Genomic DNA, 16,614 nt, shown 5'->3' with positions numbered 1-16,614 from the left:
ATTTTAAAATAACAAAAGCAAACTTATCAAGAGCGGTGGAGGGACTGGTCCGATGAAACCCGGCAACCTGCGTGTGATGCGTAAGGTGCTACTTCCAGCAAAATGCCCTCATTTTGAGAGATAAGGAATAGCGGAGTTCCTCGTCTTTCTTTCAAAATTGGAAGAAAGATTTTAATTTTTAAGGGGCAGAGGAGGAGCTAGAAGTGAAGACAGATGAACAGCTTGAAAAGGTGATCATCAAAATGAAAGACATGCTGAAAGACATGAATTACGGATCGATCACATTCGTTGTTCAGGACGGCAAAGTCATTCAAATCGAAAAAAATGAAAAAATAAGATTGAAATAGCTGACTAGACAAACTAGAGGCGGTTTTCACAGTTTTTTTCTGCTGGAAGCCGTTTTTTTGTTGGCAAAAAAAAGGGGGAACCGAAAATTTTTACTTACAGCACATGGGAGGAACCAAACATCTCTTTTCAGGAAGATGACTCTTATAAAGGAGCGCTGTCCGTCCTGAAATGGGCGTACGGACATTACGGGGATCAGCTCGTATATGCGTGCAGCTTCGGAATTGAGGGGATCGTCCTGATCGATTTGATTTATAAGGTTAAAAAAGATGCAGTCATCGTTTTCCTTGATACAGGGCTTCATTTTAAAGAAACATATGAAACGATCGACGCTGTCAAAGAACGATATCCAGGCCTTCAGATTATCATGAAAAAACCGGAGCTTACCGTCGAAGAGCAGGCGAAAGAATATGGGGACGAACTATGGAAGACCGCTCCGAATTCCTGCTGTGAAATGAGGAAGGTCATTCCTCTCCGCGAGACGCTATCAGGCTACCCGGCTTGGCTGTCAGGCCTGCGCCGCGAGCAATCGCCCGGGCGGAGCAAAACGAACTTTTTGAACAAAGATGAAAAATTCAAGTCCATCAAAGTTTGTCCGCTCATTCATTGGACGTGGAAGGATATTTGGAGATATGTGACAAAACACGATCTCCCATACAACCCGCTTCATGATCAAGGCTATCCGAGCATCGGCTGCGCTCCGTGCACCTCTCCGGCCTTTACGATGGATGATCTTCGATCAGGCCGCTGGAACGGATCGGCTAAAACAGAATGCGGATTACACGAGTAAGGAGATGAGTCATGGAACTTGCCGCCATTTTATTTAGCATGTTTTTTGCGATGAATATCGGAGCGAGCGGTGCAGCTGCTTCAATGGGAATCGCCTACGGATCTGAAGCCGTCAAAAAGAAGTTTCATGCCCTTCTGATCTGTGCAGCCGGCGTTCTCTCGGGCGCCGTCATCGGCGGCGGAAACGTCGTGAAAACGATCAGCTCAGGCATCATTCCTGAACGGGTGATTTCGCTCGAAATCGTCTGCATTATTATCGGATCGGCGGCGCTGTCGCTCTTTATCGCAAATGTACTTGGCATCCCGCTTTCGACAAGTGAAGTGACAGTCGGATCTGTTGTCGGAGTAGGTGTCGCTTACCAGGTTTTGTATGTGAAATCTTTGCTTGTCATCGTCTCATTTTGGGTCATTGTACCAATCGTCGCTTTTATGTTTACATTTGCGATGGCAAAAATCATGAAAAAAACGATCAAACGTCCAGCCTCGGGAAAAAAAGCAAAGGTTTTGGCGGTCATTCTGTTGATCACCGGGTTTTTTGAAGCCTTCTCAGCAGGCATGAACAATGTCGCAAACGCTGTCGGACCTCTGGTGGCGGCGCATGTTTTGACAGTCGGGGAAGGAACGCTCTACGGCGGACTGTTTGTCGCGCTAGGCGCCCTTTTACTGGGCAGGCGCGTTCTTGAAACAAACGGCAAAAAGATAACGAGATTTTCAAAAGGAGAGGGGATCATCCTTTCCGGAACAGGGGCCGGGCTTGTCATCATCAGTTCAATTTTCGGTTTGCCGGTTCCGCTTGCGCAAGTCACATCATCTTCTATTATAGGGATGGGAATGGCAAAAAACGGCGGCAACGTCTTTCATAAACAAGTGGTCAAAACAATGCTGAAAGTATGGGTCGTCTCGCCGTTCCTTTCATTAAGCCTATCTTATATGCTGGTCAGCCTTTTATTAAAAGGAGACTATTATGCTCTCATCGTCATCACAAGCGTCCTTCTGGCATCTGTCGGAACGCTCAGCCTGATGAGAGCGGTCAAAAAAGAACACAGCTCCGTCCATGAGCAAGGCGGAGGAATTTAAACACAAAGTAGGGGGAAACAAGTTTATGAGTTTAGCACCACACGGCGGTGTATTGGTTAACCGCGTCAATGAAGCATACGATTTTCAACATATCGCACAGGAAATTGAGCTTGATTTAATGGCTTTTTCAGATTTGGAGCTGATCGGAATCGGTGCGTACAGCCCGATCCAAGGATTTATGACAGAGAAAGACTATCTGTCCGTTGTCGAAAATATGAGACTATCAAGCGGCGAAGTATGGACGCTTCCGATCACTCTGCCTGTTGACGGGGAAAAAGCTTCAAGCTTAAAAGCGGGTGACACCGTCCGCCTCACCTATAATGGGGATACCTGCGGCGTCATTGAGATCGAAGACATCTATACGCCGGACAAGAAAACGGAAGCCGTCAATATCTATAAAACCGACGAACTCGAACATCCGGGTGTCAAAAAATTGTTTGACCGCGGCAGCGTTTATGTGGGCGGGCCGATCACGCTCATTAAACGGAGCGTCAAGCAATTCCCGGCGCACACATTCGAACCTCTGGAAACAAGAAAAAAATTCGCAGAACTCGGCTGGAAAACGATCGTCGGATTCCAGACGAGAAATCCGGTTCACAGAGCGCACGAATACATTCAAAAAACGGCGCTGGAGACGGTAGACGGCCTTTTCCTCAATCCGCTCGTCGGGGAAACAAAATCAGACGATATTCCGGCTGATGTCCGCATGGAAAGCTATCAGGTGCTGCTTGACGGCTACTACCCGAAAGACCGCGTCTTCCTCGGCGTTTTTCCGGCGGCGATGCGCTATGCGGGGCCGAAGGAAGCGATCTTCCATGCGCTTGTCAGAAAGAACTACGGATGCACGCATTTTATCGTCGGAAGAGACCATGCCGGAGTCGGCGATTACTACGGCACATATGAAGCGCAGGAGCTGTTCGATCAGTTCGCGCCGGAAGAGATCGGCATTACGCCGCTGAAATTCGAACACAGCTTCTACTGCAATGTCTGCGGGTCAATGGCTACTGCGAAGACGTGCCCTCACGGCAAAGAACATCATGTCATTTTGTCCGGCACAAAGGTGAGGGCCATGCTGAGAAACGGCGAGTTCCCGCCGAGCACATTCAGCCGTCCTGAAGTCATTCAAACATTAATCAAAGGCTTAACGGCCGGGGTTTCTTAAGGGGGAGCATCTCTTGGTAAAAAAAGATATTGTCTGGCATGAAGCGTCCATTACAAAACGGGAATATCATGAGAAAAATAAACATAAAAGCTCAATCATTTGGCTGACGGGCTTGAGCGGTTCAGGAAAATCAACGATTGCCAACGCCGCAGCGCGTGAGTTGTTTGAACAAGGCTACCAGGTCACGGTGCTTGACGGCGACAACGTCAGGCACGGGCTGAACAAGGACCTCGGGTTTTCCGATGAAGACCGGAAGGAAAACATCCGCCGGATCGGCGAGGTCGCGAAGCTCTTTGTCGAACAGGGGACGATCGTCATTACGGCGTTCATTTCCCCTTTTCAAGAAGACCGCGGGCTTGTCAGACAGCTTGTCGAGGAAGATGAGTTTCACGAAGTCTATGTGAAATGCGATTTGGCGACGTGTGAGGAGCGCGACCCGAAAGGCTTGTACAAAAAAGCGAGAAACGGGGAAATTCCATTTTTCACGGGGATCGATTCGCCTTATGAAGAGCCTGAAACACCTGAGCTTGTGCTTGATACAGGCACACATAACCGGGAGGAGTGCAAAAATCAGCTCGTCCAATACGTAAAAGATCAAACGAAATAAAATGCGGGTGAATAGGAAAGTGCGGCACATGCACTTTCCTATTCCATAAAGAAAACGTTTGGTTTTTGTGATATTTTCAGGCACCAAACGCTTTCTTTATGATTTATAATGAATTGAAGAAGACGTTGATCAGATCGGGGGGAGATCTAAGATGGGGAAAGTATATATCGTTGGGGCAGGTCCTGGAGACCCCGATTTACTGACGATCAAAGCTTTAAAAGCCATCCAGACAGCCGATGTCATTTTGTATGACAGGCTTGTGAATAAACAGATTTTACAGCATGCCAAGGAGGGAGCGGATCTCATCTACTGCGGAAAGCTTCCGGACTACCACATGATGAAGCAGGAAACGATCAATCATTTTCTCGTCAAGTATGCGAAAAAAGGGAAAACCGTAGTCAGACTGAAAGGCGGCGATCCTTTCGTATTCGGCAGAGGCGGCGAGGAAGCGCAAACCCTCGCTGAACACGGGGTTGCTTTTGAAATCGTGCCGGGAATCACCTCAGGAATTGCCGCTGCTGCTTATGCAGGCATTCCGGTGACACACCGGGAAGCGAGTTCAAACGTCGCTTTCGTGACAGGCCATTATCAAAAAGAAGAAAGTTTTGAAGAGAAGTGGAAAGCGTTAGCCACTGGGATCGATACGCTTGTCATTTATATGGGGATTAAAAACGTGAAGCAAATTGAAAGGCTTCTGATCGAAAACGGCAGAGATCCGTCAACGCCTGCCGCTTTCATCCATTGGGGAACGACGGACAAACAAAAAACAGTGCTTTGCACGGTTGAAACGCTTGCCGGTACAGTCGAAAGCGAAAAGATTGAAAACCCGTGCCTGATTGTCATCGGGGATGTCGTTCAATTCAGCTCACAGTTAAGCTGGTTTGAACCCGAGCTGAAAGATCCGGCATTAAGCGAGGCACTTTAATATGAAACAAGCGATTTTATATATCGGCCACGGAAGCCGTCTGAAAAGAGCCCAAACAGAAGCAGCCGCTTTTTTGGAGAGCTGCAAAGAAAACATGTCCGCCCCCATTCAGGAAATTTCTTTTTTGGAACTTGTAGCACCGGATATCGAAACCGGCTTTAAAGCGTGTGTGGAAAAAGGAGCGACGCATATCGCGGCCGTGCCGCTTCTTCTATTGACAGCCGCACATGCCAAAAGGGACATCCCTGAAGAGCTTGCCCGTGCTTCCTCGCAATATCCTTCCGTCAGCGTCACTTACGGAAAGCCGATCGGCGTCGATCAGGAAGTCGTCAAAGCGGTTTTTACAAGGATCGAAGAAACGGGGACGCCATATGAACATGCAAGAGTCGTCTTGATCGGAAGGGGAAGCTCTGATCCGGATGTCAAACGGGATGTCTATGACATTTGCGAGCGGCTGAGAGAGCTCACACTCGTTGACGAGGTCATTCCCTGCTTTATGACAGCCTGTGAACCGCACTACCTGGATGTGTTTAAACAGCTTAAAGAACGGGACGGAAAAACGGCATTCATCGTGCCGTATCTGCTGTTTACCGGTATGCTGATGAACGAGATTGAAAGGGAAACCGCAAAGCTGAAAGAAACCAATCCGGATGTCGTGCTGACGGATTACCTCGGCTTCCACCCCCATGTGAAAAACGCCTTTTTGCACCGCGTTGAGGAAGCGGTTGTCAACAAAGCCGGCCGCTTTGATTTTAGAGGAGCATCAGATGCTGCCGCTTCACATTAACATGAAAGGCAAAGCCGCGGTCATTGCAGGCGGGGGGAAGATTGCAGCACGGCGGCTGAAAACGGTGCTGGCAGAAGGGGCATCCGCAACCGTCATCAGTCCTGAAGCATCAGAAGAGATGCTCGGATTGATCGAAGAGCACGGCATCGAATGGAAGAAGAAAGAAGCGGAACCCGGTGATTTCAAAGATGCATTTCTGATCATTATCGCGACCGATGACCACGAGGCGAACAGGCGAATCGCCGCATCAGCCGCTCCTGATCAGCTCGTCAATGTTGCGAGTGAAGCAGAGCTTGGAAATGTATATGTTCCGAAAATAATCAACAGAGGAAACATAACCATATCCGTCTCGACAAACGGAGCAAGCCCGCGTCACACGATCAAGCTGGCCGGACAGATCGATGATTTGATCGATGATGAGTTCGTCCAAGAGATCGACGAGCTTCTCCGTAAAAGAAGAGGCCTGAACCCTTGAGGTTCAGGCCTTTTGGCATTATTTTTTCAGCTTGATGACCAAGTCTTCATCAGGTGTTACAAAAACGGTTTGCTGGCTGTCGTAGGTGACAAACCCGGGTTTGGCGCCATTCGGTTTTTTGACGTGGCGTATTTTTGTATAGTCGACAGGAACCGAAGCGGAGTTTTTCGCTTTGCTGTAATATGCAGCGATCTGCGCCGCTTCAAGAATGGTTTGCTCGTCCGGATCGCTCGATTGGATGACGACGTGCGATCCCGGAATATCTTTCGTGTGAAGCCAGATGTGGTCGCGGGCGGCAAGCTTCATCGTCAAATATTCGTTCTGCTTGTTGTTTTTGCCGACGAGAATCGTTTCTCCTGCGCTGGATTCGTATGCTTCGAGCGTCGGCGCCTGTTTTTTCTGTTTTTTCTGGCCCCCTTGCTGTTTGGCACGCAAATACTTTCCTTCGGCGAGCTCTTCGCGGATTTCGGTTATATCTTTCGGAGAGGCAGACGAAAGCTGCTGAATCAGCTGGTCGAAATAAGCGATTTCCTCTTCTGCCAATCTGATCTGCTCCTTCACGACGTCCACCGAATTTTTTGCTTTTTGATATTTTGTAAAATAGCTTTGTGCGTTTTCAGAAGGCGTTTTATTCGGATTGAGCGGAATCGTGATTTCTCTGCCGTTTTCATCATAGTAGTTGATGACTTTCGCTTCTTTGTCTCCTTTTTTCAGCTGGTACAGGTTCGCGGTCAACAGCTCTCCGTACAGCTGATAATCTTTCGCGTGTTCGGACTGCTCAAGCGTTTTTTGCAGCTTTTTGATTTTGTTTTCGTTTTTTTTCTTTTCGTTTGCCGCGAAACGCTCTAAATCATGAGCCTGCTGTTTGACGCGGTCCCGCTCTGCTTTTCCGAAATAGTAGCGGTCAAGAAGTTCGCTCAGCGTATGAAAGGGTCTGTTATCGCCTTTTATATGGGTCAGCTCAAGAAGGTAAAAATATTCTTTTCCATCTTCTGTCGTGACAAGCTGGGGCTGAAAACGCCGGTTTTTGATTTCGCTGAACATCCCCGTCAAGACGCTTGGCAGTGTCGCCCTGTTGGCAAGGCCCGCACGAAAGACGGCTTCTTTCGCAAACAGAGGCGAGACGCCGGAAAAGGTATCGACGATCTGCCTGTCCAGTTTGCCTTCCTGGAAATTAAGATGGCGAAGAATATCTTCAGTCTCCGCTTCCAGCGGGGACAATTTGTTCTGTGCGGGAGGGAGAATGTAATCGTATCCCGGGAGCACGGTGCGGTAGCTGTTCACCGAAGGTGACAGATGTTTCAAACTGTCGATGATGACGTCTTTTTCTCCGTCGGTTAACACGATGTTGCTGTGCCTTCCCATGATTTCGACCATCAGCTTTCTTGTCAGCGTGTCGCCGATTTCGTTCCGGCTCCTGATATGAAAGACCATCATTCTGTCCATGCCGATTTGCTCGACTTGGTCGATAAAGCCGCCTTCCAGATGTTTGCGGAGGAGCATGCAGAACATCGGAGGGGTGCTCGGGTTGCCATAGGTTTCGTTTGTCAGGTGAACCCGCGCATAACTCGGGTGGGCAGAGAGCAGCAATTTGCGGTTCTGCCCGTTCGCTCTGATATGAAACACGAGCTCGTGCTTAAACGGCTGGTGGATTTTTGCGATCCGTCCGCCTCGAATCGTCTCATTTAATTCATCGATCATTCCGTATGTAAAAATGCCGTCAAAAGACATATGAAAAACTCCCTTTTCTCGTTAATCCTCTTCGTAAAGCGTCCATTCAATAATTATAGCATGATTTGGGACGAGTCTGAATAAATTGACTTATAGAGATGGATAAACAAAAAGCAACCTTTAGGGCAGGAGGAGTGGACGATTCAATGAAATGGCACGAGATGGGACAAACCGAATTGTTAAATATAACAAAAACGTCCATCGACAAAGGTTTAACAGAAAAAGAGGCCGAAAAGCGGCTGGAAAGACACGGAACAAACGAACTTCAGGAAGGGGAAAAAACATCGGCGGTCGCATTGTTTTTTTCTCAATTCAAGGATTTCATGGTTCTTGTTTTGCTTGCGGCCACGTTGATTTCGGGTTTTCTCGGCGAATATATTGACGCCATCGCGATCATCGCGATCATCTTTGTAAACGGCATTCTCGGATTCTTTCAGGAGAGGCGGGCGGAAAGATCGCTCGAGGCTTTGAAAGAACTGTCAGCTCCTCAAGTGGCTGTGCTCCGGGAGGGAGACTGGGTGAAGCTCCCTTCCAAAGAGCTTGTTCCGGGAGATGTTGTCCGTTTTGCAAGCGGAGACAGAATCGGCGCCGATCTCAGGCTTATCGAGACAAAGAGCCTTGAAATAGAAGAATCGGCCCTTACGGGTGAATCGCTCCCCGTGTCTAAACAGGCAGAAGCTTTTCAGGCGTCCGATGTATCGCTGGGTGATCTGAAGAATATGGCTTTCATGGGAACGCTTGTCACAAGGGGGAGCGGCACCGGTGTCGTCATCGGCACGGGAATGAACTCTGCGATGGGGAAAATTGCCGATATGCTTGAATCTGCCGGGAATACGGCGACCCCGCTGCAAAGAAGGCTTGAAGAGCTCGGCAAAATTTTGATTGTCGCCGCTTTGTTCCTGACGCTGCTTGTCGTTGCTGCCGGCGTCATCCAGGGACATGATCTATACAGCATGTTTTTAGCGGGAGTTTCCCTTGCCGTCGCTGCCATACCTGAAGGGCTGCCGGCCATTGTCACGGTCGCTCTGTCTCTCGGCGTACAGCGGATGATCAGGCAAAAGTCGATTGTCAGAAAGCTCCCCGCGGTTGAGACACTTGGCTGCGCGTCCATTATTTGCTCTGATAAAACCGGGACGATGACGCAGAACAAAATGACGGTCACCCATGTCTGGTCAGGCGGGAAAACGTGGAACGTGTCAGGGATCGGCTACGAACCCGAAGGCTCTTTCAGCATGAACGGGCGCGACGTCCAAGCCAAGCACCATAAACCGCTCCAACAGGTACTATTGTTCGGCGCATTATGCAACTCATCTTCGATTATCGAAAAAGACGGGGAGTTTCGTCTTGACGGCGATCCCACTGAAGGCGCTTTGCTGACGGCGGCTCGAAAAGCAGGTTTTACGGACAGATATGTTGACGAACATTTTAAAATCATCGAGGAGTTTCCGTTTGATTCGACGCGGAAAATGATGTCTGTCATTGTGGAAGACAAGAGCGGCAAGCGCTTTGTCATTACAAAGGGCGCGCCGGATGTATTGATGAAGCGTTCGTCGCATACGCTGACAGAAGAAAAGCGCGAAATCTTCACAAAGGAAAGGCTCGCCGAAACAAGCGCGGCGCTGGAAACACTTGCGTCCCAAGCGCTGAGAACGATTGCTGTCGCGTATAAACCGATCAAAGAAACAGAAAATCCCTCGTTTGAAAAAGCGGAGTCAGGCTTAACTTTTATTGGGCTGTTAGGGATGATCGATCCGCCGCGGCCCGAAGTGAAAACAGCGATTAAAGAATGCCGGGAAGCGGGGATCAAAACGGTCATGATCACCGGCGACCATGTGATAACGGCAACGGCGATCGCAAAAGATCTCGGATTATTGCCTCCGCGCGGAAAGGTCATGGACGGCCAGATGCTGAACGAACTCTCGCAGGAAGAATTGGTGGAAGTTGTTGACGATGTTTACGTGTTTGCAAGGGTGTCGCCCGAACATAAGCTGAAGATCGTGACCGCCTACCAGGAAAACGGCCACATCGTCGCCATGACAGGAGACGGAGTCAATGATGCCCCTGCGATTAAACAGGCGGATATCGGCATATCGATGGGGATTACGGGAACGGATGTCGCCAAGGAGGCGTCGTCGCTCATCCTTGTCGATGATAATTTTGCAACGATTAAATCGGCCATCAAGGAAGGGCGCAATATCTATGAAAATATTAGAAAGTTCATCAGATACTTGCTCGCATCCAATGTCGGCGAAATTTTGGTCATGCTGTTTGCAATGCTGCTCGCTCTGCCGCTGCCGCTTGTCCCGATACAGATTCTTTGGGTCAACCTTGTGACAGACGGCCTGCCTGCCATGGCGCTCGGCATGGATCAGCCTGAAGACGATGTGATGCAGAGGAAGCCGCGGAGTCCGAAAGAAGGCGTGTTTGCAAGGGGGCTCGGCTGGAAGGTCGTATCGCGCGGCTTTTTAATCGGAATCGCCACACTCGGGGCGTTTATGTTCATTTACAATCGCAATCCAGAAGCGCTTGAGTATGCACAGACGGTCGCTTTTGCAACGCTTGTCCTTGCGCAGTTGATCCACGTGTTCGACTGCCGGAGCGAGCGGTCCATCTTTGACCGCAATCCGTTTGAAAACATATATTTGCTCGGCGCAGTATTGTCTTCGATTCTTTTGATGCTTGTCGTTATTTATTATCCGCCGCTGCAGCCGATTTTCCATACGGTTCCGATTTTAATGGCAGACTGGCTCCTGATTGTCGGAATGTCGGCGATTCCAACTTTTTTATTGGCCGGGTCACTTTTGACAAGAAAAAAATAGGCTTGTATGATATAATCTTAAAGGTAATAGAGGTTTCTATTGCCTTTTCATCTTGCGTAAATTTAAATCAAAGAAAGTCTTTTTCACTTATACGGAATTGGGTGTGTTTTATGATACGGAGTATGACCGGTTTCGGCAGCGCGAGCAAAACGAAGGATGGGCTGACAGCAGCTGTTGAGCTGAAATCTGTCAACTATCGGTTTAAAGAAGTAAATGCACGCATGCCAAGACCTTTGCTCTATTTAGAAGACAAAATAAAGCAAACGATTTTTAACCATATACAAAGGGGGCGCCTCGAGCTGTTCGTGTCCGTTGACGACGAGGCTTTGGTCACCCGGAAAATCCAGGTTGACTGGCCGCTGCTTGAAGAGTACCAGAAAGCGGCGCGCGAAATGAAAGACCGCTGCCGGCTTTCTGGAGAGATCACGCTTCAAGACGCCTTTCAGTTTGAGCATGTCATCCAAGTCGAAGAAGAGCCGATTCAAAATGACAAGCTTGAAGAGGTCCTTCTTGATGCGGTTGAGGCTGCCGTTATTGAATTGTGCAGCATGCGTGAAGCAGAAGGGCTGAGACTGAAGGATGACTGCCTTCAGCATATTGAAAGGCTTGAAAAGTTGACAGACGACATCGCAGAGCTTGCTCCCAAGGTCGTCGAGCACTATCGGGAACGCCTTGAGGCACGGCTTGAAGAATGGTCAACAGACGGTCTCGATGAAAGCCGTCTGTTGACGGAAGTCGCACTGTTTGCAGACCGTTCGGATATCACGGAAGAAGTGACGAGGCTGAAAAGCCATTTCCGCCAGTTCCGCGATATATGCGAAGCGGGCGGGGCCGCGGGGAGAAAGCTCGATTTCCTCGTCCAGGAGCTCAACCGTGAAGCGAACACGATCGGTTCAAAAGCGAATGATCACCAGATCACAAAACATGTGGTCGAAATGAAAAGCTCTATTGAAAAAATAAAAGAACAAGTGCAAAATATAGAATAGCGATTGTGCGTATTGTTTACGGATGTTCTCTGCAGGTTAAACTAGAGACGTCCAAGTACAGGGGGAACGTATAGGATGACGATTAAACTGATCAATATCGGCTTTGGAAATATCATATCCGCCAATCGGCTGATCTCGATTGTGAGTCCGGAGTCCGCGCCTATTAAGCGGATGATCCAGGATGCCAGAGACCGCGGCATGCTTATAGATGCTACATATGGAAGAAGAACCCGTGCGGTTGTCATTATGGACAGTGACCATATCATCTTATCTGCCGTCCAGCCTGAGACAGTAGCACAAAGGCTTTCCGTTAAAGAAGAAATTATGGATGAAGGGCAGGGATAAGAGCTTTATGAAAGAAAGAGGTTTATTAATCGTTCTCTCCGGCCCTTCAGGCGTCGGAAAAGGGACAGTCAGGCAGGCGCTGTTTGCTCAGGAGGACACAAAATTTGAATATTCAATTTCGGTGACGACAAGAAAACCGCGGCAAGGCGAAAGAGACGGCGTCGACTACTTTTTTAAGACGCGCGAAGAGTTCGAAGAGATGATCGAGAACAACAAGCTGCTCGAATGGGCCGAATATGTCGGCAACTATTACGGAACACCCGTTGACTACGTCGAACAGACCCTTGAAAGTGGAAGAGACGTTTTTCTCGAAATCGAAGTCCAGGGTGCGCTGCAAGTCAGAAAGGCATTTCCAGAAGGCTTGTTTATCTTTTTGGCGCCTCCGAGCCTTGCCGAATTGAAAAACCGGATTGTCACAAGAGGGACAGAAACAGAAGCCCTGATCGAGAACCGGATGAAAGCGGCGAAGGAAGAAATCGAACTGATGGACGCGTATGACTATGTTGTCGAAAATGACAGCATTGAGCTTGCATGCGAAAGAATCAAAGCAATCGTTCTCGCCGAACATTTACGGCGCGACCGCGTTGCTCCAAGATATAAGAAAATGCTGGAGGTTGAATAATTATGCTAGATCCGTCAATTGACTCTTTAATGAATAAACTGGATTCAAAATACACGCTCGTTACCGTATCGGCACGACGTGCGCGCGAAATGCAGATCAACAAAGATCAGCAGATCGAAAATCCGAAGTCGCATAAATATGTTGGCAAAGCACTGGAAGAAATCGATGCCGGACTGCTTACATTCGAAAAGGAAAATCGCTAATAGCCTTAAAAATAGCAACCTATACACTAGGTTGTTATTTTTTTCAGGGCCGGCGAACAGAACATAAGGGGGAGAAAAACGATGCTGAAAAATCGCAACATCCTGCTGGGAGTAAGCGGAGGAATCGCGGTATACAAAGCGGCCGCCTTGACGAGCAAGCTCGTACAGGCAGGAGCCAATGTGAAAGTCATCATGACAAAATCCGCCTGTGAATTTGTATCTCCGCTCACCTTTCAAGCGCTTTCGCGCAATGAAGTATATACCAATACGTTCGAAGAACCGAATCCCCGTGTCATCGCCCATATCGATGCCGCAGATTGGGCGGATTTGGTGATCGTTGCTCCGGCAACGGCCAATGTGATCGGAAAACTTGCTTCAGGCATTGCCGACGACATGCTGACGACGACGCTTTTGGCGACAACAGCCCCCGTATGGATCGCTCCGGCGATGAATGTCCATATGTACGACCACCCGGCTGTTCAGCGGAACATTAGCGTTCTTTACAAAGACGGCTACCGGTTTATCGAGCCGAGTGAAGGCTACCTTGCGTGCGGCTATATCGGCAAAGGCAGACTTGAAGAGCCTGAGCGGATCGTCCAGTTGGCCGAGTCGTATTTTTCAAACGAAAAAAGCGGTTTGCTTGAAGGAAAGCGTGTCTTAATTACAGCGGGCCCGACAAGAGAACAAATCGATCCCGTCCGCTTTTTCTCCAACCGTTCGACAGGGAAAATGGGCTATGCTTTTGCTGAGGAAGCAGCAAGAATGGGAGCGCGCGTGACGCTGATTGCCGGCCCGACAGCGCTTGATGATCCCGCAGGAGTTGACGTTATTCATGTTCAGTCTGCAGAAGATATGTATCAAGCGGCACTATCCGTTTTCGATAAGAGCGACATCGTCATTAAAACAGCAGCTGTCGCTGATTACAGGCCAAAGCATGTTCACGATCAAAAAATGAAGAAAAAGGACGGCGGCCTCGTCATTGAGCTTGAGCGCACGAAGGATATTTTAAAAGCCCTGGGAGAGCGGAAAACAAAGCAAATCTTGGTCGGCTTTGCTGCCGAAACGCAGCACGTCGAAGACTATGCCAAACAAAAGCTGGAGACAAAAAATCTTGATATGATTGTCGCCAACAATATCACAGCTGAAGGCGCCGGTTTTGGAACGGAAACCAACATCGTGACGGTGTTTCATCGAGACGGCAAAAAGACGGCACACCCTCTGATGTCAAAACGGGAGGTTGCCGCCGAAGTCTTGAAGGAAGCCGCTGAGCTTGCCGGACGGAGCGGGACGTCCTCATGAATTTTGCTGAAGTGATCGTCGATGTTACAACAAAAAATATCGACAGACCGTTTGACTACCGCATTCCCGACAAATTCAAAGGTATGATTAAAAAAGGAATGCGCGTGATTGTTCCGTTCGGCGCCCGCAAAATCCAGGGATTTGTCACCGGTGTGAAAGAATCGTCGGAGCTCGCCGGCCGTTCGGTTAAGGATGTCGAGGATATCCTTGATCTGACGCCCGTTTTGACGGAGGAGCTGCTCGAGCTGTCAGACTGGCTGACAGAAAAAACACTTTCTTTTAAAATTACGGCTTTGCAGGCGATGCTCCCCGCGGCTATGAAAGCAAAATACGGCAAAGAAATCAAGGTGATCGGCGATAAGCCGCTTCCCGAACCGCTTAAAACTCTGTTCTCACAAAAAAAAACGCTTTCTTATTCCGATATAAATGACCACGGGACATTAAAGCTGATTCAGCGCCAGGTTCAAGAGGGCAACCTTGAAGTGGCGTATAAAGTAAAGCAGAAAACAAATAAAAAAATGCGGAGAATGATCGCCCCCCTTCGCGCGAAAGAACATTTAAAAGAAGCGCTTGACGGCCTCTCCCCGCAAGCTGTCAAACAAAAAGCGGTCCTTCAGTTTTTCATCGATCGCAAAGAAGCCGATGCTGTTCCGGCAAAAGATCTGATCGACAAAACGGGAGGCTCGTCCGCGTCCTTAAAAGCGCTGATCGATAAGGGTCTGTTAAAGGAGAGCGAAGAGGAGGTTTACAGGGATCCTTATCAGGACAGAATGTTCAAAAAAACCGAACCGCTTCCGTTGACTGAAGAGCAGGCGCAGGCCTACGAGGCGATAGCAGATGCGATTGAAGACAAGCGGCACGATGTGTTTCTTCTTCACGGAGTGACCGGAAGCGGAAAAACGGAAGTCTATCTGCAATCGATCGAAAAGGTGCTGGAAGCCGGCAAAGAAGCGATCGTCCTCGTTCCGGAAATTTCGCTGACGCCGCAGATGGTCAACCGCTTTAAAGGGCGCTTTGGCTCACAGGTAGCCGTACTGCACAGCGGGCTTTCAACAGGAGAAAAATATGATGAATGGCGGAAGATCCACCGCAAAGAAGTCCGTCTCGTCGTCGGGGCGCGCTCGGCGATTTTCGCGCCGTTTGAAAATCTCGGCATGATTATTATTGATGAAGAGCACGAAACATCGTACAAGCAGGAGGAGATGCCGAGATACCATGCGAAAGAAGCGGCGATTCAAAGGGCCAAATACCACCGGTGTCCGGTCGTGCTCGGCAGTGCGACGCCAACGCTCGAATCGTTCGCAAGGGCGAAAAAAGGCGTGTACAAACTTCTTTCTCTCAAGCACCGCGTCAATCACCAAGTCATGCCTGACGTGTCTCTCGTCGATATGAGAGAGGAACTGCGCAGCGGAAACCGTTCGATGTTTTCCAAAGACTTAATGGCCGGACTTGAGGAAACCCTTGAAAAAGGAGAGCAAGCCGTTCTGTTTTTAAACAAAAGGGGATATTCCTCATTTGTCATGTGCAGAGACTGCGGATATGTCATCCAGTGTCCTCATTGCGAAATTTCATTGACGTACCACAGGTATGGACAGCGTCTGAAGTGTCATTACTGCGGCTATGAAACCGGTATGCCGTCAAGCTGCCCCGAATGCGGAAGCGAGCATATCCGCTACTTTGGTACAGGCACGCAGCGGGTCGAAGAAGAATTGACAAAGGTTCTGCCGGCTGCAAGGGTGATCCGCATGGATGTCGATACAACCTCAAGAAAAGGAGCGCATGAAAAGCTGCTCACATCCTTTGGCAGAGGCGAAGCCGATATCCTGCTTGGAACACAGATGATCGCCAAAGGGCTCGATTTCGAAAACGTCACGCTCGTCGGTGTTTTGAGCGCGGATACGATGCTTCACATCCCCGATTTCAGAGCCGCTGAAAAAACGTTCCAGCTGATGACGCAGGTGAGCGGAAGAGCTGGGCGCCACGAAAAGCCGGGCAAGGTGATCATTCAGACGTACACACCGTCCCATTACAGCATTCAGCTCACGAAAACACACGATTATGAAACATTCTTCCGGCAGGAGATGCTGCACAGAAGGGAACAGGCCTACCCTCCTTATTATTATTTGGCGCTGGTCGGCGTATCGCACGAAGAAGTGACGAAGGCGGCACTCGTGACTGAAAAAATCGCCAACTATTTAAAACAGAACATTTCAAGTGAGGCGAAGATTCTCGGCCCTGTCGCATCGCCGATCGCCAGGATCAAAGATAGATATCGCTATCAATGCGTGATAAAATACAAACAGGAAAACCAGCTTACATCGTTGCTTAAAAACATTATGGATCATTACAAACGCGACATTGAACAAAAGCAATTGACGATTTCGATCGACATGAATCCATATATGATGATGTAAAAATAACAGTGTGATGGAGGGCTTCTAG

The 16,614-nt window shown here is 48.9% G+C and carries 16 protein-coding genes and 1 riboswitch; of the genes, 15 read left to right on the top strand and 1 reads right to left on the bottom strand.

From position 1 onward, the window contains the following. The first annotated feature begins 20 nt into the window (after positions 1–20). Positions 21–127: riboswitch (SAM riboswitch) on the top strand. Between the two features lie 103 nt (positions 128–230). From H2R00_RS06735 to H2R00_RS06700, 8 genes are all read left to right on the top strand, one after another. Then, the gene (locus H2R00_RS06735) at positions 231–347 is read left to right on the top strand and encodes a YezD family protein (protein WP_369878884.1); all 117 of its coding nucleotides are present in this window, start codon (positions 231–233) and stop codon (positions 345–347) included. An 86-nt stretch (positions 348–433) separates the two neighbouring features. After that, on the top strand, positions 434–1,135 hold the full coding sequence (locus H2R00_RS06730; RefSeq protein WP_011197966.1) for a phosphoadenylyl-sulfate reductase: 702 nt from the start codon (positions 434–436) through the stop codon (positions 1,133–1,135). A gap of 11 nt (positions 1,136–1,146) precedes the next feature. Beyond that, positions 1,147–2,211, top strand: a complete 1,065-nt coding sequence (locus H2R00_RS06725) for a sulfate permease (protein ID WP_154997749.1) — start codon at positions 1,147–1,149, stop codon at positions 2,209–2,211. Between the two features lie 25 nt (positions 2,212–2,236). Further along, positions 2,237–3,373 carry a sulfate adenylyltransferase gene (gene sat, locus H2R00_RS06720; protein WP_182070707.1) on the top strand — a complete coding sequence of 379 codons (1,137 nt, stop codon included), beginning with the start codon at positions 2,237–2,239 and terminating at the stop codon, positions 3,371–3,373. Positions 3,374–3,386: 13 nt separating this feature from the next. Next, positions 3,387–3,980, top strand: coding sequence for an adenylyl-sulfate kinase (gene cysC / locus H2R00_RS06715; protein ID WP_182070706.1), 594 nt, complete (start codon positions 3,387–3,389; stop codon positions 3,978–3,980). A gap of 151 nt (positions 3,981–4,131) precedes the next feature. After that, positions 4,132–4,905: a uroporphyrinogen-III C-methyltransferase gene (cobA, locus tag H2R00_RS06710; RefSeq protein ID WP_182070705.1), complete on the top strand. Its 774-nt coding sequence runs from the start codon at positions 4,132–4,134 to the stop codon at positions 4,903–4,905. A 1-nt stretch (position 4,906) separates the two neighbouring features. Next, positions 4,907–5,692: a sirohydrochlorin chelatase gene (locus H2R00_RS06705; protein ID WP_182070704.1), complete on the top strand. Its 786-nt coding sequence runs from the start codon at positions 4,907–4,909 to the stop codon at positions 5,690–5,692. Beyond that, positions 5,673–6,167 (top strand): NAD(P)-dependent oxidoreductase, encoded by a 495-nt coding sequence (locus tag H2R00_RS06700; RefSeq protein WP_182070703.1) that lies wholly within the window; start codon positions 5,673–5,675, stop codon positions 6,165–6,167. Before H2R00_RS06705 ends, H2R00_RS06700 begins: the two co-directional genes overlap by 20 nt. An 18-nt stretch (positions 6,168–6,185) precedes the next feature. On the opposite strand, the gene H2R00_RS06695 is transcribed toward H2R00_RS06700, so the two are convergent. Beyond that, the gene (locus H2R00_RS06695; protein WP_154997739.1) at positions 6,186–7,898 is read right to left on the bottom strand and encodes an Rqc2 family fibronectin-binding protein; all 1,713 of its coding nucleotides are present in this window, start codon (positions 7,896–7,898) and stop codon (positions 6,186–6,188) included. A 146-nt stretch (positions 7,899–8,044) separates the two neighbouring features. Between H2R00_RS06695 and H2R00_RS06690 the strand changes: the two genes are divergently transcribed. The 7 genes from H2R00_RS06690 to priA all read left to right on the top strand — a co-directional run bounded on the left by H2R00_RS06690 (position 8,045) and on the right by priA (position 16,586). Then, a complete protein-coding gene (locus H2R00_RS06690) occupies positions 8,045–10,717 on the top strand; it encodes a calcium-translocating P-type ATPase, SERCA-type (RefSeq protein ID WP_154997737.1) in 2,673 nt (890 codons plus the stop codon). A gap of 110 nt (positions 10,718–10,827) precedes the next feature. Continuing rightward, positions 10,828–11,703: a YicC/YloC family endoribonuclease gene (locus tag H2R00_RS06685; protein ID WP_154997735.1), complete on the top strand. Its 876-nt coding sequence runs from the start codon at positions 10,828–10,830 to the stop codon at positions 11,701–11,703. A gap of 75 nt (positions 11,704–11,778) precedes the next feature. Continuing rightward, positions 11,779–12,048, top strand: a complete 270-nt coding sequence (gene remA / locus H2R00_RS06680) for an extracellular matrix/biofilm regulator RemA (RefSeq protein WP_003181657.1) — start codon at positions 11,779–11,781, stop codon at positions 12,046–12,048. Positions 12,049–12,055: 7 nt separating this feature from the next. Continuing rightward, on the top strand, positions 12,056–12,670 hold the full coding sequence (gene gmk, locus H2R00_RS06675; RefSeq protein WP_003181659.1) for a guanylate kinase: 615 nt from the start codon (positions 12,056–12,058) through the stop codon (positions 12,668–12,670). A gap of 2 nt (positions 12,671–12,672) precedes the next feature. Continuing rightward, positions 12,673–12,873: a DNA-directed RNA polymerase subunit omega gene (rpoZ, locus tag H2R00_RS06670; RefSeq protein WP_154997733.1), complete on the top strand. Its 201-nt coding sequence runs from the start codon at positions 12,673–12,675 to the stop codon at positions 12,871–12,873. 81 nt (positions 12,874–12,954) lie between these two features. Continuing rightward, entirely contained in the window at positions 12,955–14,172 is a 1,218-nt protein-coding gene (gene coaBC, locus H2R00_RS06665) for a bifunctional phosphopantothenoylcysteine decarboxylase/phosphopantothenate--cysteine ligase CoaBC (protein WP_154997731.1), read from the top strand. Continuing rightward, positions 14,169–16,586 (top strand): primosomal protein N', encoded by a 2,418-nt coding sequence (gene priA, locus H2R00_RS06660; RefSeq protein ID WP_182070702.1) that lies wholly within the window; start codon positions 14,169–14,171, stop codon positions 16,584–16,586. The genes coaBC and priA overlap by 4 nt, the downstream gene beginning before the upstream one ends. The last annotated feature ends 28 nt before the right edge of the window (positions 16,587–16,614 follow it).

This window comes from Bacillus haynesii, from assembly GCF_014042035.1.
Lineage (GTDB): Bacteria > Bacillota > Bacilli > Bacillales > Bacillaceae > Bacillus > Bacillus haynesii.
Note: the sequence above shows the minus strand (reverse complement) of the source record. Positions and strands in the feature narration are given on the sequence as shown.

Coding starts and splice junctions, on each gene's coding strand:
- remA (WP_003181657.1), top strand. CDS start 11,779: ATGACGATTAAACTGATCAATATCGGCTTTGGAAATATCATATCCGCC.
- coaBC (WP_154997731.1), top strand. CDS start 12,955: ATGCTGAAAAATCGCAACATCCTGCTGGGAGTAAGCGGAGGAATCGCG.
- priA (WP_182070702.1), top strand. CDS start 14,169: ATGAATTTTGCTGAAGTGATCGTCGATGTTACAACAAAAAATATCGAC.
- H2R00_RS06685 (WP_154997735.1), top strand. CDS start 10,828: ATGATACGGAGTATGACCGGTTTCGGCAGCGCGAGCAAAACGAAGGAT.
- cobA (WP_182070705.1), top strand. CDS start 4,132: ATGGGGAAAGTATATATCGTTGGGGCAGGTCCTGGAGACCCCGATTTA.
- H2R00_RS06690 (WP_154997737.1), top strand. CDS start 8,045: ATGAAATGGCACGAGATGGGACAAACCGAATTGTTAAATATAACAAAA.
- gmk (WP_003181659.1), top strand. CDS start 12,056: ATGAAAGAAAGAGGTTTATTAATCGTTCTCTCCGGCCCTTCAGGCGTC.
- sat (WP_182070707.1), top strand. CDS start 2,237: ATGAGTTTAGCACCACACGGCGGTGTATTGGTTAACCGCGTCAATGAA.
- H2R00_RS06695 (WP_154997739.1), bottom strand. CDS start 7,898: ATGTCTTTTGACGGCATTTTTACATACGGAATGATCGATGAATTAAAT.
- rpoZ (WP_154997733.1), top strand. CDS start 12,673: ATGCTAGATCCGTCAATTGACTCTTTAATGAATAAACTGGATTCAAAA.
- H2R00_RS06705 (WP_182070704.1), top strand. CDS start 4,907: ATGAAACAAGCGATTTTATATATCGGCCACGGAAGCCGTCTGAAAAGA.
- H2R00_RS06700 (WP_182070703.1), top strand. CDS start 5,673: ATGCTGCCGCTTCACATTAACATGAAAGGCAAAGCCGCGGTCATTGCA.
- H2R00_RS06725 (WP_154997749.1), top strand. CDS start 1,147: ATGGAACTTGCCGCCATTTTATTTAGCATGTTTTTTGCGATGAATATC.